The organism is Desulfogranum aggregans, assembly GCF_055398265.1.
On record NZ_AP042447.1, the window covers coordinates 569102 to 585466 of the forward strand.

Consider the following 16365-nt stretch of genomic DNA (forward strand, 5'->3'; position numbering starts at 1 on the left):
CCTCAGGAATGAAAGAGAAAGGTTAAGAGGGCATCTGCAATAATGATCAGGACGATGCCTGTTACCACGGCCGAGGTGGTCGCCACGCCCACGGCTGCTGCACTTCGCCCACATTGCAGTCCTCGCAGACACCCGGCATAACCCACCAGCACTCCGTAAACACAGCTCTTAATCACCCCCTGAAAGCATTGGTCAAGGGTGATCGCCTTCTGGGTATTGAGAAAATATTCGGTCAGGGATAAGTCAAGCATGACCACTCCGATAAAGGCACCTCCTAAAATGCCGATGATGTCGGCATAGATGCAGAGCAACGGCATCATCAACATCAACGCCAGCATACGTGGGAGGACGAGATAGCCAACCGGTGAAATGCCAAGCGTGCGCAGCGCATCTATCTCTTCATTAACCTGCATGGTGCCCAGCTGGGCCGCATAGGCCGCGCCGGTTCTGCCGGCCATGATGACGCCACTCATCATGGCGCCCATCTCCATTACCATGGCGAGACCGACCAGGTTGGCGACATAGATTTGCGCTCCGAACATCTGTAATTGTACCGCCCCTACGAAGGCAAGAATAATTCCAACAAGAAAGGAGATCAAGGAGACGATGGGCAGGGCTGCGGCGCCTGCAGATTGGAGAAAATAAAAAAAATTTCGGAAGGGAAAAGGCGCCCTGCCGCGAAGCAGTTCTGCGCATGCAAGGCTGATTTCTCCGGTAAAAGTAGCCAGCTGCCTCCCTTGTTCATACGAGTTGATTGCTCCCTGCCCAATCCGTGCAAGAGGAGATGGGGTGGTTTTTGAGGCGGGTGGCGTGCGGGGAGGAACTCTTGATGCCATATCCACCAGTGTACGCGTCCCTTGAGGAAGTTGGCGGAGATCAATCGTAATATGGTGCTGCCGGCAAAGTTGCTCTACCCTGTGCACAAAGAGCAGCAGCAGGGTGTCCCACTGCTGCAGGTCTTGACAGTTAAACCTTACGACCTGAATATGCCGGTCGAGACGCTCGCGCAGCGGTTTGATATCCGGCAGATCAGCATCCAGAGTCCACTGCCCGGTAAGGGTAAGCAGGAGTTGATCCGATGCAGAGACTTCACATGTAAAGCGAGGGGGAGCTGTTTCCGGCATGGTTTATTGATATAGCATCGGTTTGCACCAACAGTATCTCGCACAGACACGGCAGGAAGGGGAGAGATTCACACCCCACCGGTCAGCTGCCAAGGGGTTTGCCAGAGCTTCGTCCCTGGGGTAACAACTGACGTAAGGGATCAGCACCCGGGTTGTGCACACTCTGGTTGATCAGGATATCAACCGGGGCGACAGGCTTCCCATAGTAGCTTTGGTTCCAGGAATCGCGGGGGGTGATGACTGCGCCCTCAATGCTTACACCACCAAAGACGCCCTTGGATCGTCCAAAAGCGAGGATATCTGCAGTTTGCGCTTTTGCCGTTTTTCCCACCGGACCGGCGGCAACGGATACATCCCCTCCAAGCTTGAATTCGGTGGAGAGCATAGCTTCAATTCCCTTTTCGGTCATGATCATCAGGATTATTTCTGAAGCGTCAGCACCTATCTGTAGGCCAATGGATACAGAGCCCATGGTATAGAACGCCGGAGAACTCCACTCGGCGGTACGAAAATTCTGGTTCAACAGTACTCCGCTTCCTCCTGATCCGCCGACGATAAAGCCGCCCCGCAGCATTTGAGGAACGATAAAAACACCGCGGGCTTTGGAGACGTTTTGGTGAAACCACTGCATATTGGGATCAGCCATAAAACTCTGCAGTACGGTTGTGCTTTTCGCAACAAGATCCTGTGGCTGCCCGAAATCGGAGCACAAGCCATTAGCAGAGGAAAAAATCAAAAGGACCATGACAAGAACAGGAAACCGTTTCCAGATAGGCAGCATGTGTATTCTCCTGATGGCTACAATTGAGTGGATAGCTAATTTTAATCTGCAGGTGGAAGGGAGCAGGGGCTGTTTCCTCCATTACGATTCCGCTTGAATTTTTGGAATAATTTTTCCATGGGGATCCTGGGTTGGTTTTCCTAACTTTTCGTCCAGGTAGGCAACGGTTTCGGCACCCTGCAGATGTTCCAGTTGGTGGGCGGTGGAGTGCAGTACTTCTCGGGGTGTACCTATGGACTCCAGGTAGGTTTCCCATAACCGATGAGCACGCAGTACCCGTTTCGCCTCTTTTTGCCCCTTTTTCGTCAGGATGTAGGTGTTGTCCTTTACCTGGAGGTATGCTTCCTGGGTCATTTTTTTAAGTGCTTTGGGGACCTCCCTGTGCTGCTCCACGTGATCGTTGATGATTGCAACGGGAGTAGGACCCTCCTGGCGAAGGATAGTTGTGAGGATATCTTCCACCAGCTGTTGTGGAACCATTCTCCGCAGGCGGAGCCAACGGGCAAGCAACCCATACTGCGGAGCCAGAGCGAGAACAGTGAGAAACTGCAGGGTACAGAAAAGAATGATTGCCCCGCCACCGGCAGAATCAAGCCACACGCAAAGGTAGAGCCCGCCGACAACACTCGTCACCCCGAACAGGGCAGAAAGGACCATCATTTTGTCGAGTCGGTCGCACAGCAGATAGGCTGTGGCCGCGGGTGTAATCAAAAAACCGACAACAAGAATAACCCCGACCATGCTGACCGCGCTCACGACCACCAGGGAGACGCAGGTGGTGAGCAGGTAGTCCAGTAAAAGGACGGGCAGACCAATAGAGGCGGCCATGATAGGGTCAAAAGTGGTGATTTGAAAATGTCGAAAAAACAGGATGATTATTGAAAGGACCAGTGCTGCGACAAAGGCGCTGACCCAGAGATCGCTATCAGCGACGCCGAGAACATCACCCATGATGAAATGCATGAGGTCAATATGGATGTAATGACGAAAAATAGATACCGCCACCACTCCCAGGGCAAAAATCCCGGTATACATGATCCCTATGGCGGTATCTTCTTTTATTCGTGATATCCGGGAGACGAAGCTGATAAGGGCCACCGTGGTGACAGCAGCGATGAGTGAACCGAGCAGCATTCCGGGTGCATGCGCCTCAAGTCCGAACAGCAGCTTCATAAACAGGTAGCCTCCGGCGACCCCGGCGATCATGGCATGGGAAAGGGCGTCACCCAGAAAAGCCATCCGTCGCAGGACGACAAGGCAACCGACAACGCCTGAAACGATGGCAACAATGGAACCACCGATCAGTGCTTTTTGAAAGTAGGTTTCGGTCAGGGGAGCAATGAACAGTTCATACATCATTGTGCCGCCTCTTTTTGCAGAACATGACTGAATATGCGCAGCCTACCCTCATACACCTTGCTGAGCAACTCCTCTTGAAGGACAGCCTGGGATGGACCGTAGGCGTACAGGCGTTGCTTGATCAGGATGAGCTTGTCAAAATATTCGGCTGCAGTGGAAAGGTCATGGTGCACGACCACCAGGGTTTTTCCCGCATCTTTCGCCCGCTCAAGTACATCGAGTATGGCGCGTTCTGTGGCCGCGTCCACCCCGGCAAAAGGTTCATCGAGCAGGAGGATGTCGCTTCCCTGCGCAAGGGCCCGGGCAAGAAAAACGCGCTGCTGCTGCCCCCCGGAAAGCTGTCCGATTTGCCGGTCGGCAAAAGCTTCCATGCGGACCATTTCCAGCGCCTGCATGGCCGCTTCCCGGTCCCTGCGTTTGGGGTGCGTGTACCACGGAATCCACTGGTACCTTCCCATGAGGGCTACTTCAATGACCGTGATGGGGAAATCCCAGTCAACAGCTCCGCGTTGGGGAACGTAGGCGACCTGCCCCTTGACCTGTTGAACATTTTTTCCTTCGATCCGTACAGAACCGATATCAGGTTTGATAAAACCAAGGACCGCCTTGATAAAGGTCGATTTGCCCGCACCGTTGGGCCCGATTACACCAACCAGCTGATCACGTTCGATATTTACGGAGATATCCAGCAGTGCCGGTTTGGCCTGGTAACTTACCGTCAGGTGACTGACCTCGATGGCATAGGGCGCCTTAGTGGTCATGGGATGATTCCTCATGGGCTATGGTAAACATGATGCTCCCGGTGACCAGCGACCCTTTATGGCTCCATAGGGTGCGGTCCAAGATCAGCTGGTTATCATCGGCGAGGGTTATCCTCACCGCATGATCTCGGTTTGCTGCATCCAGAGGCGGGCTGGCCTGAAGAAAGAGTTCGTTGTATCCATAGACTACCTGCTCCACCTGATCAATGCGATACGGCTGTCCCTGTTCAAGGGTATCCGGCAGGGACAGTCGCTGACCATTGATAGCGATGGTCAGCGACTGAGCGCCACTTCTTTCGTCCAGGTTCAAAGCGAAGGGGTCTTTTTCCAGGGAAAAAGTGGGGGTCACCGTCAGCTGATAGGTGGTCTCAGTCTTCTGCAGCTCAGGGGCTGATCTGTTGACTAGTGTGGAATAGGAGGCATCCCGGTGTTGAACATAGGTCCACAACCCTCCTACCAGTACTATCCATACCAGGGCCGCGAGTACAATGCGCATGATTGGCCTCTACAGCAGAGCGGTCACGATGGTGAGGATATTTTCACGCATCATGCCGATATATGTTTCCCCCGCAGAGTGCTCGGGTCCCATTGAGTCAGAATAGAGTGTGCCGCCGATCTTAACTCCGGTTTCACTCGCAATTTCCCGTATCTGCTTGGGGTTGATGGTGGTTTCAACAAAGATTGCCGGTGCACCAGAGGCGGTAATGGAAGCCACTACCTTCCGCCTGCGCTCCGGCGTCATACCTGCACCAACCTCTGCTCCGGTGGACCAACCGACAGGAGCTATGCTGAGAAAATTATTGTCGGCATTGAAGCCGAATTCGGTACAGAAATAGTTAAAGGCATCATGGGTGGTAACTAGAACACGACGCTGAATGGGAATACGCTGGACCTGTTCGCGAATCCAGGCGTCAAGTACCCGCAGCTGCTGCAGGTAAAGAGAAGCCCGTGCCGTATACTCCTTTGTGTGTTGAGGATGCAATGCAATCAGCGCTCTGGTGATATTACTTACATACACGCCCACGTTTTTTGGGGAAAACCAGGCATGGGGATCGGCAATGGTTTCTCCGTCATCGGCAATAGTGAGTGGTTGTATTCCGTCAGTAGCAGTGACGAGCGGTTTGGCGGCGTCTTTTGCAAGGGTCGCCATCCAGTTTTTTCCTTCCAGGTGCAACCCGTTTTCTATGCATAAAGCGGAACCCAGGACAATCTGTACATCATCCGGGGTAGGTTGGTAAGTATGGGGATCGGCGCCAGGGGCGAGAATGGAAACGACCTGCACGGAGTCACCGGCGATCTGTCGGGTAAAATCAGCAATCTGCGTTGTGGAGGCGACAACGATTGGTAATTCCTTTTCGCCAGCCAAGACAGGGACCTGGAGAATGATGAACAGAAGTAACAGGAAGGTGCTGAGAACAGAAGACAGCTTCATGACAGACTCCTACGTTTTGACAACGTGCATTATCTTTGGAGATAAAGGTCCTCTGAAATTTCAGAGGTTAAATGTAATCGGGATGTTACAGTGTGGTTATACTACATAACCGGAAGATGAATTGCAAGTGCTACGAGCAAGAGTCTGGCAAGGGAGATGAGCTATCAACCTGGAGGCAATTACCTGATATTGTTGGTGGCGTGGGAAAGAAAAGCGACAGGCGTGGCAATTGACAGCAAGCGGCAAGACAGGCCGGCGCTCAGCGACCGCCGGCCTGTTATGGTGTCTTAATCGGCAGGATAGAAGTATTCTTTTTCCGCACCGCATTTGGGGCAGACCCAGTCATCCGGCAGATCGGCAAAAGCCGTACCTGCAGGAATACCAGTTTCAGCGTCGCCTTCTTCCGGGTCGTAGATATAGCCGCATGGGCATTCCATTTTTTCCATGCTGTTCTCCTATGGTAGCAGTTGTGTTAAATTGAGAGGAGGTGATTCGGGTAGTGATTTTACCCAGTCGGCGTAAAATATACTTATTTTCATAAGTGATGACAAGAAAAAGCGAAGATGCCCTCTAACTGCGTAAAGTAATACGAAAAAATTAAACATCATCGCCTGAAGGTTAAGGTTGACATACTGTTTTTTTTGTGGTTAATTTGTACGTTCTGCAAAATTATATTATTTGAAGTTATTGAGGAGATAGTCGCATGTATGCAATAATTCGAACCGGCGGGAAGCAGTATCAGGTGGAAGCCGGTGATACGCTGCGCGTTGAGAAGCTTGAAGGCGAAGTTGGCGAGACTGTAGAGCTGGCGGATGTGCTGCTTGTAGCTGATGGCGAGAATGTTTCCGTTGGACAGCCCGTTGTCGATGGCGCCAAGGTCGTAGCCACGATAGCTGAACAGGGACGGCATAAAAAGGTCATCGTCTTTAAAAAGAAGCGACGGAAAGGCTACAGTGTCAAAAAGGGTTTCAGGCAACCGTTTACAGCCTTGACCATTCAGGAAATCTCGGCATAATTTTTTAGAGTATTTACGGAGAATATCCATGGCACATAAAAAAGCAGGTGGTAGTTCGAGGAACGGGCGCGACAGTGCCGGTCAACGGCGTGGTGTAAAACGTTTTGGCGGTCAGGCTGTGCGGGCCGGAAATATCATTGTTCGTCAGCTTGGCACCAAGATTCATCCCGGAGAAAATGTAGGATGCGGACGTGATTACACCTTGTTTGCAAAGGTGGACGGCACAGTCAAGTACGAAACCTTTGGCAAGGATAAAAAGCGAGTGTCTGTCTATCCCGAATGATAGTCATGTTGCCTCTTTTGCAGAGGATGTAAAAGCGCAGCACCACGTTGCATACCGAATCGAAAAGACTCGGCATCAATATTGTTATTGGTGCCGGGTCTTTTTTTTTCGTATGGTAGTATACTATACTGCCTCTCCATGTCACAATAGACCGATGTGCGGTGCCGTCCAGAGATCCGCATATCGGTTCCTGCCGACCGTGAGATGCAGTTTTTCTCCTTAAGCAGCAAAAATACCCGTCTGCCGGCTTTGCGGGATACTATGGCCGTGCAATGTACGTGACCAGTTAATAAGGGCAGTGATCATGGGCTTTGTAGACGAAGCAAAATTTTGGGTGAAAGCCGGTGATGGTGGCAATGGATGCGTCAGCTTTCGTCGAGAGAAGTTTGTTCCCAAAGGGGGACCGAATGGCGGCGACGGCGGCAAAGGGGGAGATGTCTATCTTGTCGCTGACAGACAGCTGCGATCACTGATTGATTTTAAATATCGTTCTCATTTTAAAGCAGAACGCGGTATGAATGGACAGGGGAGCGATCGCCACGGCAAGGGTGGAGCAGATTGCGTGGTAAAGGTTCCTCTGGGATCAATCATCAAGGATGCCGAATCCGGCAGGGTACTTGCTGATCTCACCGAGGATAAGCAGACATACCTTGCCGCTCATGGCGGTAAGGGAGGACTCGGCAATTCCCGATTCGCCAGTTCCACCAATCGTGCGCCGCGTAAGGCAACGCCCGGTGAGGAAGGAGAGGAGTACTGGCTGCGGATTGAGCTCAAATTACTTGCCGATGTCGGACTGGTCGGGTTACCCAACGCAGGAAAATCCACGTTGCTTTCACGCTTGTCCGCAGCCAATCCAAAAATTGCTTCCTATCCTTTTACCACCCTTGATCCCCAGCTCGGCGTCTTGCATTTTCCATACACTGAGTCATGTATTATTGCCGATATTCCCGGCCTGATTGAAGGCGCCCATCAGGGAGTCGGGCTCGGTCACCAGTTTCTCCGCCATATCGAACGAACGTCCATTTTACTCCATGTTATTGATATCTCAGTTGATGATGAGCAGTTGATGAAAGACTATGCCACCATCAAACAGGAAATGACGGCCTATAACGAGGAGCTGCTTACCAGAAAACAGATTGTGGTGGCGAATAAAGTTGATCTGGTCGACAGCGAAGAAAGAGCGTCACGCATAGCGCTGCTTGCCGATAAGGGGGAGACGGTATTGTCGCTTTCTGCTGAAACCGGAGAAGGGCTTGAAGAATTGAAAAATGTGCTGGGCGACCTGCTGGAAATCCAGCGAGCAGAGGTGAACAATGACCTTTCAGGTGAGTAGAGAGGAAGGATTGTTTCTCCGACAAACCCTGTTTGACCAGGCCAAGCGGGTCGTCATCAAGGTTGGCAGTGCCGTGCTGACCGACAGAGAAGGCATTGATCTGCAGATTATCGCTGCCATCGCTCGTCAGGTCGCTTTTCTCCAACGTACCGGAAGGGAAGTGATCCTGGTGAGCTCGGGTGCTATAGCAGCGGGAAGACAGAAGCTGGAGATCGCAAAAAAGGTCAACGAGGAGTTACGAGTTAAACAGGCCCTGGCCGCGACAGGGCAGGGACTGCTGATGCATGCCTATGAACAGGCTTTTGGCGAACACCAGCAGCAGGTGGCGCAGGTCCTGCTCACCCACGACGATCTTTCCGACCGCCATCGCTACCTGAACGTCCGCAATACCATTCTTACGCTGTTTGAATTCGGCGTGGTCCCGATCATTAATGAAAATGACACTGTTTCCGGTGAAGAACTGCGTTTCAGTGACAATGACACCCTGGGTGCGTTGATCACCAACATGATCGGTGCTGACATGTTTATTATTCTCACTGACGTGGATTGTCTGTATACAGCCAACCCCAGTGACGACAGTTCTGCCATGCCGGTCTATACCGTGGCGCACATTGATACAGAAATAGAACAGATGGCCGGGCATTCGACCAGTCTGCTGGGAACTGGAGGCATGCTGGCTAAAATCAATGCCGCCAAGATGGTTGCTGCCTGCGGCGGCAGTTCGTTTATTGGACCTGGAAAAAATACTCGTATTCTGCAGGAGCTGTTCAGTGGAGAGATGATCGGCACCTTTTTTCTGCCTGCCGAGGAAAAGATCAATCAGCGGAAACACTGGATTGGCTATGTGCTGCGACCTGAAGGGACTCTCGTCATCGATGACGGTGCGTGCAGAGCGCTGGTCGCCCGCGGACGCAGTCTGCTACCCTCAGGTATCGTAGCGGTGGAGGGCGAATTTGATGTGGGGGCACCGGTGGTCTGCGAAAACCTCGCCGGTGAGATGATCGCCTCCGGCCTGAGTAATTACGCCTCAAAGGATATTGAGCGGATTAAAGGGTTGAAAAGTTCGCATATATTTCAAGTGCTCGGCTATAAGGATAGCGATGAAGTCATTCACTGCGATAATCTGGTGATCAAGAAAGGGGCAGCAGAGTAGAGGACCTTACCATTTACCGGCTGGTAATTCTTCTTCCCCGCTGTGCGGTGGAGTGCACATATCCATCAGGCCTCGCCGCCGAGCAAAGGGATGAACGGCAATCGTTTTACCTTGAACAGACCATGACCCTGTCTCGACTATCTGAGTAGGCAACCGGTCAATTTTATAGAGATAAGGAGGAACAATGGAGAGTGCGCAGCTCGAAACCGCAATCATTGATATCACCCGCAAAGCCCGTGCCGCTGCCCGGCACATGGCAGCCCTGCCCACTGCTGTCAAAAACCAGATCCTGCTCGATACGGCCAAGGAGTTACAGGCCAACCGCGACCATATCATCGCAGAAAACGGCAAAGACCTGGAGGCGGCCCTCTCCAAAGGCGTCTCCGGAGCCATGCTTGATCGACTCAAGATAACGGACAAGGGCATCAACGACATGGTGCAGGGCCTGCACGAAATTGCTGCCCTGGAGGATCCGGTCGGCGAAATCGGCGAAATGCGCAAACGTCCAAGCGGTATTTTGGTCGGTCGCATGCGTGTGCCTCTTGGGGTTATCTGCATGATCTATGAGTCCCGGCCCAATGTGACCATCGATTCAGCTGCCCTCTGTCTGAAGGCTGGTAATGTGGTGATACTGCGCGGAGGATCCGAGGCTATTCATTCCAACCTCGCCCTTGCGGCCATAATGCAAAAGGTGCTGTCCAACCTCGGTGTTGCCGGTGCTGCGGTCCAGGTACTTCCCTTTACCGACCGTGCGGCGGTGGATATTCTCTTGCGGCAAGAGGCTGACATTGATCTGGTAATCCCGCGTGGTGGTGAAGGCCTTATTCGTGCAGTGACTGAGAAATCCATGATTCCCGTTCTCAAGCATTACAAGGGGGTCTGTCATGTGTTTATCGATAAGAATGCGGATAAGGAAATGGCGGTCAACATTGTGCTCAACGGGAAGGTGCAGCGTCCTGGAGTATGCAATGCAGTTGAAGGTGTACTGGTCCATAAGGAATGCGCCGAAAAAATCCTGCCTGCACTGGCAGCCGCACTTGCCCGGGCTGATGTGCAAATGCTCGGCTGCCCGGTAAGCTGTGAGCTCAGTGAGGATATTGAGCCAGCACGTGCAGAAGACTGGGGGCGGGAATTCCTCGACCTGAGTATTGTGATGCGAGTCGTGGACAGCATGGACGAGGCAATGGATTACATCGCTGAGCACGGGTCCCAGCATACCGAGACCATCATCACTGACTCTTACCAGCGCAGCCAGCGGTTTCTGCATCAGGTTGATGCCTCAGCCGTTATGGTGAACGCTTCAACCCGTTTTAATGACGGGGGACAATTCGGTCTGGGGGCAGAGATTGGTATTTCAACCACCAAGTTGCACGCATATGGCCCCATGGGACTGCAGGAACTGACCACCCGAAAATTCATTGTTTTCGGCCAGGGTGAGATTCGCGGCTGATATACCGATGATGGAGCATGGCAAACAGAAAATTGGTCTGTTTGGCGGTACGTTTGATCCAGTACATGACGGGCACCTCGCTGTTGCCCGTCATGTGCTCACCAGCTGTGATATTGATTCCTTACTCTTTATTCCCGCCCCCTATCCACCCCACAAAAAGGCGATCAGCGCCTCCTTCGAGCATAGGGTTGCCATGTTGCGCCTTGCGCTGGTTTCGGAAGAGCGGATGAGCTTGTCGCTTATCGAAAAGGCGTACCCGGGGCCTTCGTATACTGTCCGTACCGTCAAGGAAATCAACCGTCAGTCGCCGCACCTGGAACTTTTTCTGATTATCGGTGCTGACTCACTGGTGGATCTCCCCCACTGGCACAGGGTTGAGGAATTACTCCATATGGTGCACCTGATAGTTGCCGGAAGAGGAGCTGCCGACACCGGGACGATAACCTCCACACTGGATACTCTCCAGATACCCTTCAGCAATACCGCACAAGGGAACACCTGGCATCTGGATAATGGGCGAACAGTGAGGTATCTCCCCCATGTACGCTACCCTGTTTCCTCTTCTGAACTCCGTCTTCAGTTATCCCGTGGAGAGATTCCCTCCATGCTGCCAAAGACGGTGTATCACTACATTCAGGAACATAACCTTTATCAGGGTGGTTAAAGCTCATGAAGTATATAGCCGACCTCCATATTCATTCCCTGTTTTCCAGAGCAACCAGTAAGGCAAGTACCCTGCCCGGACTTGCCGCATGGGCGGCGGTAAAAGGGATTCATGTCATCGGGACCGGAGATTTTACCCACCCTGGGTGGTTTGGCCAGATAGCAGAGCAGCTAGTGGAGGCGGAACCCGGTTTTTATCAACTTGCCCAGCCCCTCCAGGATACAAAAGGACTCCTTCCTGAAGGGATCAGGCCGCGTATTCCGCCGGAATCCATTCGTTTTGTGCTGACCACGGAAATCAGTTCCATCTACAAGAAAGGGGATCGGGTACGAAAAAACCATAATATCGTATTTGCCCCTGATCTGGAGAGCGCCCAGCGCGTAAACCGCACCCTGGCTGATATCGGCAACCTGGAATCAGATGGCCGACCCATTTTAGGCCTTGATGCGAAAAAGTTACTTGAAATTGTTTTGGAGCAAGCTCCGGAGGGGTTTCTTGTTCCGGCGCATATCTGGACTCCGTGGTTTTCTCTTTTTGGTTCAAAGTCGGGATTTGACCGAATCGAGGACTGTTTTGAGGAGCTTACTCCCCATATTTTTGCACTGGAGACAGGTCTTTCTTCTGATCCTGATATGAACAGGCGGGTGTCGGCCTTGGATCGATTCACCTTTATTTCCAACTCGGATTGCCATTCCCCTGGCAAATTAGGCCGAGAGGCCAATGTTTTTGCTACCGGGTTTGATTATTACCATATGCGCAGGGCAATGCAGCATCCGGTTGACAGTGAGGGCAACCAGGTCTTTCAGGCAACGGTGGAATTTTATCCCGAAGAGGGAAAATACCATTGCGACGGTCATCGAAAGTGCGGGGTCTGTCTTGAACCCCAGGAGACCAGCAATGTATCCGGAAAGTGCCCAGCGTGTGGAAAGCCGCTAACCATAGGGGTGCTCCACAGGGTCATGGACCTGGCTGATCGGCAGCAGCCCCTCTATCAACCGCATGACCCCGCTGTCTACAGTTGTATTCCCTTGACCGAGATACTCAGCGAGTTACTTGGGACCGGGCCTGCCACGAAAAAAGTCATGGCCGCTTATGCCAAGCTGATCAATCTCTTTGAATCCGAATTTTCCTTGTTGCTCGATGTGCCGCTTGAGGAGATCAACCGTTCGGCCACCCCGCTTATTGGTGAGGCCATTCGGCGAGTGCGGGAAAATGAGGTGGTAAGGACGCCGGGGTACGACGGACAATTCGGCGTCATCAGAGTCTTTGCTGAAGGGGAGCGTGAACAGATTGCCGGGCAACTGAGTATGTTCGCACCAATTCAAAGAAAAACCAAATCAAAAAAAGCGGCCGGCATCAAGAGGAAAAAACACCACCAATTACCTGCAGCGATACCACAGCAGCCGCCACCTTCTGTTCAATCGCTCAACAGCGAGCAACAGGCTGCCGTTGATGACCCGAGCCAGGTGGTAGTGGTTAAAGCAGGCCCTGGTACCGGCAAAACCTATGCTCTTGTTCAACGGGTTTCCAGGGTGATGGCGCATGATGCACGACCCTGCACCATTTTCTCCTTCACCAACAAAGCTGCAGACGAGGTCAGCGAACGTATCAAGCGCCTGGTCGGCACCAGAGAAGGGAAAATACGTGTTTCGACCTTTCACGGGTACTGCCTCCATTGGTTAAAGAGGCAGGAACGGCAGCTGCAGACCATCAGCCCGGACTCCAGGATGCAGATTTGTGCCATACTCTTTCCGGAGATGGCAAAAGGAAGGCTGCGTCAATTCGCTCAAAGCCTGTATACGGACTCTTCACTTGGGGAATACCGCAATACATATCAGAGCTACCTTACCAGTCAGAAGCTGATCGATATTGATGCCATTATACCGGCCATGGTCGAACAGATGGGTGAAAACAATGAGTTGGCGTGCCAGATACGTGAGGAAACCGGCAACCTGTTTGTCGATGAATTCCAGGACATAAACGGTGACCAGTACAAGCTGGTGGCTGAGCTGGCAAAATCCTGCCCGGTCTTTGTGATTGGAGATCCGGATCAGGCCATATATGGCTTTCGAGGTGCTGATTCACGTTGGTTCAGCCAGTTTATTGATGAGTGGCAAGCCAGTACCCACCAACTGGTGAAAAATTACCGTAATGGCCGTTCGATTCTAGAGGCGGCCTCCCACCTGATAGCCAACAACGGTGAACGCCCCTTCACCATTCCCATGGAGGCGGTAAGCAGCCGTTCTGGTTCTCTCCATCTCCACCGGTGTACCACTCCTGAGCATGAAGCGTCTTGGATTGGCGATCGTATCGAACAGTTGCTGGGTGGGACCTCCCATCGTGAAATCGAACGTATGGAACTCGTTGAAGGGGCAGAATATTCGTTGCAGGATATTGGTATTCTGTTCAGAACTACCTCGCAGATGGAGGCTGTCCGTGAGGTACTTGCCCGACGGGGAATTCCCTACCAGACCGTTGATGTTCGTGCATTTTATACGCGCGGCAGGCTCCGTTTGCTCTATGCTGCAATGCTTTTGGTGGCCGGAATTGCCGATGCTGAACTCCAGGTATGGCTGCTTGCACAGATAAAAGGAGTCGGTCAAACAACGCTTGAAAGAATCCGAACGTTCCTCATCGACCATTCTCGTCCTTTTACGCAGTTGACCGCCCTTGAAGTTGATGGGCTTATCCCGGAGTCTGGCAGAGAAGGCGTTCGCCAGCTACAGGCCTTATTGCTGGAGTTGCAGACAGCAGCTGATGCAGCATCAGGTGTTGAACAGATTGTTGACCGACTGGCCACTTATTATGCGATTTCCGACGAACAGGAAGAACTGACACGATTTAGAGACCTGTGCATCAGTTTTGGTCCATCATTGCTGGAATGTGCCCGATATCTGCTCCGCTACAGCGATTCAATCATCTATGATGCTGCTGCAGAATGCATCACCCTCTCTACCCTTCATGCGGCAAAAGGGCTGGAGTATAAGGTTGTATTCATAGCAGGTACAGAACAAGGGTTGATCCCGCTTGATCCCCGGGAGGAGCTTTCTTCCGAGGAGCATGCAGAACATCAGCAGGAGGAGCGGCGCCTGTTCTATGTGGGTATCACCAGAGCAATAGATAAACTCTATTGTTCCCATGCGACCACGCGGATGGTGCACGGCAAACGCTCAACTAACCGACAACCATCCCCTTTTCTTGATGAAATACCAAAAGCATTGTTTTCTCCGATCAAAGCAGTGTATGCACACACAGGGAAAAGAAAAACCCGTAAGCGACAACTTTCACTCTTCTCTTAGGTGAACGAGTTGGATTTGAAAATTGCCGAGCTTCAGGCTGAAATATTACGTCTCAAGGAGCAGAACGCCCTGCTCAAAAAGCAGGCTGAGCGTGCCGACAGCGCCAGCAAAGCGAAATCGGATTTTCTTGCCATGATCAGTCATGAAATCAGGACGCCGATGAATGGGGTCATTGGCCTCAGTAAATTGCTCCTGGGGACGGATTTGGAACCTCGCCAACGCCATTTTGCGGAACTTATCCATAGTTCTGCCGAAAGTTTGTTGTCCCTGATTAACAGTCTGCTGGATTTCAGTAAAATTGAAGCCGATAAAATGGTGCTGGATATAGCACCGTTCAATCTGCAGCAGCTTGTCGACGAGCTCGTCTCCCTTTATTCCGTTACCGGAAAGCAAAAAGGGTTGAACCTGTATCACGCCGTCGATGAGGAGATGGCTACGCACTACCATGGTGACGCCCACCGTCTCCGCCAGGTTCTTGTCAACCTGCTCGGCAACAGTATCAAGTTCACCGATGAGGGGCATATTTCATTGACCATACACAAAGAGGGGCAGGAAAACGGGAAGCATGTACTTCACTTCAGTATCCGTGATACCGGGATTGGCATCGAACCGGACATGAGAGCTGCTCTTTTTCAACCGTTTATCCAGGCAGACTCTTCTTCGACCCGTCGATATGGAGGGACTGGCCTCGGGCTTTCCATCTGTGCCAAACTTATACAACTTATGGGAGGGGAGATAGGTATTGATCCCAAGGTGAGCAAAGGAAGCAGGTTTTGGTTCCGCATTCCTCTGCAGCCGTCAACCACTGTTCATGCCACTACAGGGAAGCAAAGCGCTACAATCCGGCAGCTTTCCCTGCCCACAACGCATGTAGAAAGGCCAAAAGAAGCTGCACCGCAGGAACCGGACAAGGTAAAGATCCTGATCGTTGATGATGACAGCACCAACCGGGTCGTGCTGGAGGAGTTTTTCAGCGCCTCCAACGCACATCTCGTTTTTGCAGGCAATGGGAAAGCAGCGGTCAGTGCATGTCAAAAGCAAAATTTCGCGTTGGTGTTCATGGATTGCCAGATGCCGGTCATGGATGGATTTGATGCAACAAGAAACATTCTTGAGCTGTCACCGTCAACGGGCGACGCCGCAGTCATTCCGCCGATAGTTGCCCTTACAGCTGATGCGACGACCAAAACCAGGGAAAAATGTTATGATGTCGGCATGGTTGACTACCTGGTCAAACCCATTGACTTCGAGAACCTGCAACAGGTGCTGCGAACATGGTTGCCCGAACTGCGCCTCTCGCCGGCTGTTGGCAGCAAAGGGGAGGGAGGAGATGGCGAAAAAGAAAGTTCCAGCCAGGGCGAGGAAACAATCAACATTGCCGCGCTCAACAGGCTCAAGCAGCATGTCGGCAATTTGGATCAGGTAGCCAAAGTATTTGTCGCTTCCATGGAAGAGCGTTTTAGTGAATTGCAGCAGGCCGCTGCTCGCCGGGATACTGAGCGAGCCCAGAAGATCGCTCATACACTGAAAGGCAGCAGCAGCCAAATCGGTGCCGAGGAGTTAAGCAGACTGTGCTCCATGGTGGAAACAGCTGGCCGGAGAGGAAATATTCACCAGATTGAACGGTTGCTGCCGGTAATGAGTAACACCGTGAAAAAAGTGGCTCTATTTTTTCAAGAACACCTTGATTAAGCTGTTCCTTATTTCGTAC

General features: G+C 52.1%; 15 protein-coding genes. 8 read left to right on the forward strand and 7 right to left on the reverse strand.

What is annotated here, in order from left to right; translation table 11 throughout:
- Nucleotides 1-2: 2 nt before the first annotated feature.
- From ACZ52Z_RS02670 to ACZ52Z_RS02700, 7 genes are all read right to left on the reverse strand, one after another.
- A complete protein-coding gene (locus tag ACZ52Z_RS02670; protein WP_464269218.1) occupies nt 3-1124 on the reverse strand; it encodes an MlaE family ABC transporter permease in 1122 nt (373 codons plus the stop codon).
- An 82-nt stretch (nt 1125-1206) separates the two neighbouring features.
- On the reverse strand, nt 1207-1770 hold the full coding sequence (locus tag ACZ52Z_RS02675; RefSeq protein ID WP_464269219.1) for a lipid-binding SYLF domain-containing protein: 564 nt from the start codon (nt 1768-1770) through the stop codon (nt 1207-1209).
- Between the two features lie 216 nt (nt 1771-1986).
- Nucleotides 1987-3264, reverse strand: a complete 1278-nt coding sequence (locus ACZ52Z_RS02680) for a metal ABC transporter permease (RefSeq protein ID WP_464269220.1) — start codon at nt 3262-3264, stop codon at nt 1987-1989.
- Nucleotides 3261-4025 (reverse strand): metal ABC transporter ATP-binding protein, encoded by a 765-nt coding sequence (locus ACZ52Z_RS02685; RefSeq protein WP_464269221.1) that lies wholly within the window; start codon nt 4023-4025, stop codon nt 3261-3263. Before ACZ52Z_RS02685 ends, ACZ52Z_RS02680 begins: the two co-directional genes overlap by 4 nt.
- Nucleotides 4015-4521 carry a hypothetical protein gene (locus tag ACZ52Z_RS02690; protein ID WP_464269222.1) on the reverse strand — a complete coding sequence of 169 codons (507 nt, stop codon included), beginning with the start codon at nt 4519-4521 and terminating at the stop codon, nt 4015-4017. The genes ACZ52Z_RS02685 and ACZ52Z_RS02690 overlap by 11 nt, the downstream gene beginning before the upstream one ends.
- Nucleotides 4522-4530: 9 nt before the next feature.
- Nucleotides 4531-5457 (reverse strand): metal ABC transporter solute-binding protein, Zn/Mn family, encoded by a 927-nt coding sequence (locus tag ACZ52Z_RS02695; protein WP_464269223.1) that lies wholly within the window; start codon nt 5455-5457, stop codon nt 4531-4533.
- A gap of 287 nt (nt 5458-5744) precedes the next feature.
- Nucleotides 5745-5903 carry a rubredoxin gene (locus ACZ52Z_RS02700; RefSeq protein WP_464269224.1) on the reverse strand — a complete coding sequence of 53 codons (159 nt, stop codon included), beginning with the start codon at nt 5901-5903 and terminating at the stop codon, nt 5745-5747.
- A gap of 257 nt (nt 5904-6160) precedes the next feature.
- On the opposite strand from ACZ52Z_RS02700, the gene rplU reads away from it, so the two are divergent.
- From rplU to ACZ52Z_RS02740, 8 genes are all read left to right on the forward strand, one after another.
- The gene (gene rplU, locus ACZ52Z_RS02705; protein ID WP_464269225.1) at nt 6161-6472 is read left to right on the forward strand and encodes a 50S ribosomal protein L21; all 312 of its coding nucleotides are present in this window, start codon (nt 6161-6163) and stop codon (nt 6470-6472) included.
- Nucleotides 6473-6500: 28 nt separating this feature from the next.
- Nucleotides 6501-6755, forward strand: coding sequence for a 50S ribosomal protein L27 (gene rpmA, locus ACZ52Z_RS02710; RefSeq protein WP_464269226.1), 255 nt, complete (start codon nt 6501-6503; stop codon nt 6753-6755).
- A 304-nt stretch (nt 6756-7059) separates the two neighbouring features.
- Nucleotides 7060-8088, forward strand: coding sequence for a GTPase ObgE (gene obgE, locus ACZ52Z_RS02715; RefSeq protein WP_464269227.1), 1029 nt, complete (start codon nt 7060-7062; stop codon nt 8086-8088).
- Entirely contained in the window at nt 8069-9241 is a 1173-nt protein-coding gene (gene proB / locus ACZ52Z_RS02720; RefSeq protein WP_464269228.1) for a glutamate 5-kinase, read from the forward strand. Before obgE ends, proB begins: the two co-directional genes overlap by 20 nt.
- 184 nt (nt 9242-9425) lie before the next feature.
- A complete protein-coding gene (locus ACZ52Z_RS02725) occupies nt 9426-10691 on the forward strand; it encodes a glutamate-5-semialdehyde dehydrogenase (RefSeq protein WP_464269229.1) in 1266 nt (421 codons plus the stop codon).
- Nucleotides 10692-10698: 7 nt separating this feature from the next.
- Nucleotides 10699-11355 carry a nicotinate (nicotinamide) nucleotide adenylyltransferase gene (gene nadD / locus ACZ52Z_RS02730; RefSeq protein ID WP_464269230.1) on the forward strand — a complete coding sequence of 219 codons (657 nt, stop codon included), beginning with the start codon at nt 10699-10701 and terminating at the stop codon, nt 11353-11355.
- A gap of 5 nt (nt 11356-11360) precedes the next feature.
- Nucleotides 11361-14654, forward strand: coding sequence for a UvrD-helicase domain-containing protein (locus ACZ52Z_RS02735; RefSeq protein ID WP_464269231.1), 3294 nt, complete (start codon nt 11361-11363; stop codon nt 14652-14654).
- Between the two features lie 9 nt (nt 14655-14663).
- On the forward strand, nt 14664-16346 hold the full coding sequence (locus ACZ52Z_RS02740) for an ATP-binding protein (protein ID WP_464269232.1): 1683 nt from the start codon (nt 14664-14666) through the stop codon (nt 16344-16346).
- Nucleotides 16347-16365: the final 19 nt, after the last annotated feature.

Bases quoted from the DNA above. Each gene is read 5' to 3' on its own strand.
- nadD (WP_464269230.1), top strand. From the start codon at position 10,699: ATGATGGAGCATGGCAAACAGAAAATTGGTCTGTTTGGCGGTACGTTT.
- obgE (WP_464269227.1), top strand. From the start codon at position 7,060: ATGGGCTTTGTAGACGAAGCAAAATTTTGGGTGAAAGCCGGTGATGGT.
- proB (WP_464269228.1), top strand. From the start codon at position 8,069: ATGACCTTTCAGGTGAGTAGAGAGGAAGGATTGTTTCTCCGACAAACC.
- ACZ52Z_RS02675 (WP_464269219.1), bottom strand. From the start codon at position 1,770: ATGGCTGATCCCAATATGCAGTGGTTTCACCAAAACGTCTCCAAAGCC.
- ACZ52Z_RS02670 (WP_464269218.1), bottom strand. From the start codon at position 1,124: ATGCCGGAAACAGCTCCCCCTCGCTTTACATGTGAAGTCTCTGCATCG.
- ACZ52Z_RS02680 (WP_464269220.1), bottom strand. From the start codon at position 3,264: ATGATGTATGAACTGTTCATTGCTCCCCTGACCGAAACCTACTTTCAA.
- rpmA (WP_464269226.1), top strand. From the start codon at position 6,501: ATGGCACATAAAAAAGCAGGTGGTAGTTCGAGGAACGGGCGCGACAGT.
- ACZ52Z_RS02700 (WP_464269224.1), bottom strand. From the start codon at position 5,903: ATGGAAAAAATGGAATGCCCATGCGGCTATATCTACGACCCGGAAGAA.
- ACZ52Z_RS02695 (WP_464269223.1), bottom strand. From the start codon at position 5,457: ATGAAGCTGTCTTCTGTTCTCAGCACCTTCCTGTTACTTCTGTTCATC.
- ACZ52Z_RS02690 (WP_464269222.1), bottom strand. From the start codon at position 4,521: ATGCGCATTGTACTCGCGGCCCTGGTATGGATAGTACTGGTAGGAGGG.
- ACZ52Z_RS02735 (WP_464269231.1), top strand. From the start codon at position 11,361: ATGAAGTATATAGCCGACCTCCATATTCATTCCCTGTTTTCCAGAGCA.
- ACZ52Z_RS02685 (WP_464269221.1), bottom strand. From the start codon at position 4,025: ATGACCACTAAGGCGCCCTATGCCATCGAGGTCAGTCACCTGACGGTA.
- rplU (WP_464269225.1), top strand. From the start codon at position 6,161: ATGTATGCAATAATTCGAACCGGCGGGAAGCAGTATCAGGTGGAAGCC.
- ACZ52Z_RS02725 (WP_464269229.1), top strand. From the start codon at position 9,426: ATGGAGAGTGCGCAGCTCGAAACCGCAATCATTGATATCACCCGCAAA.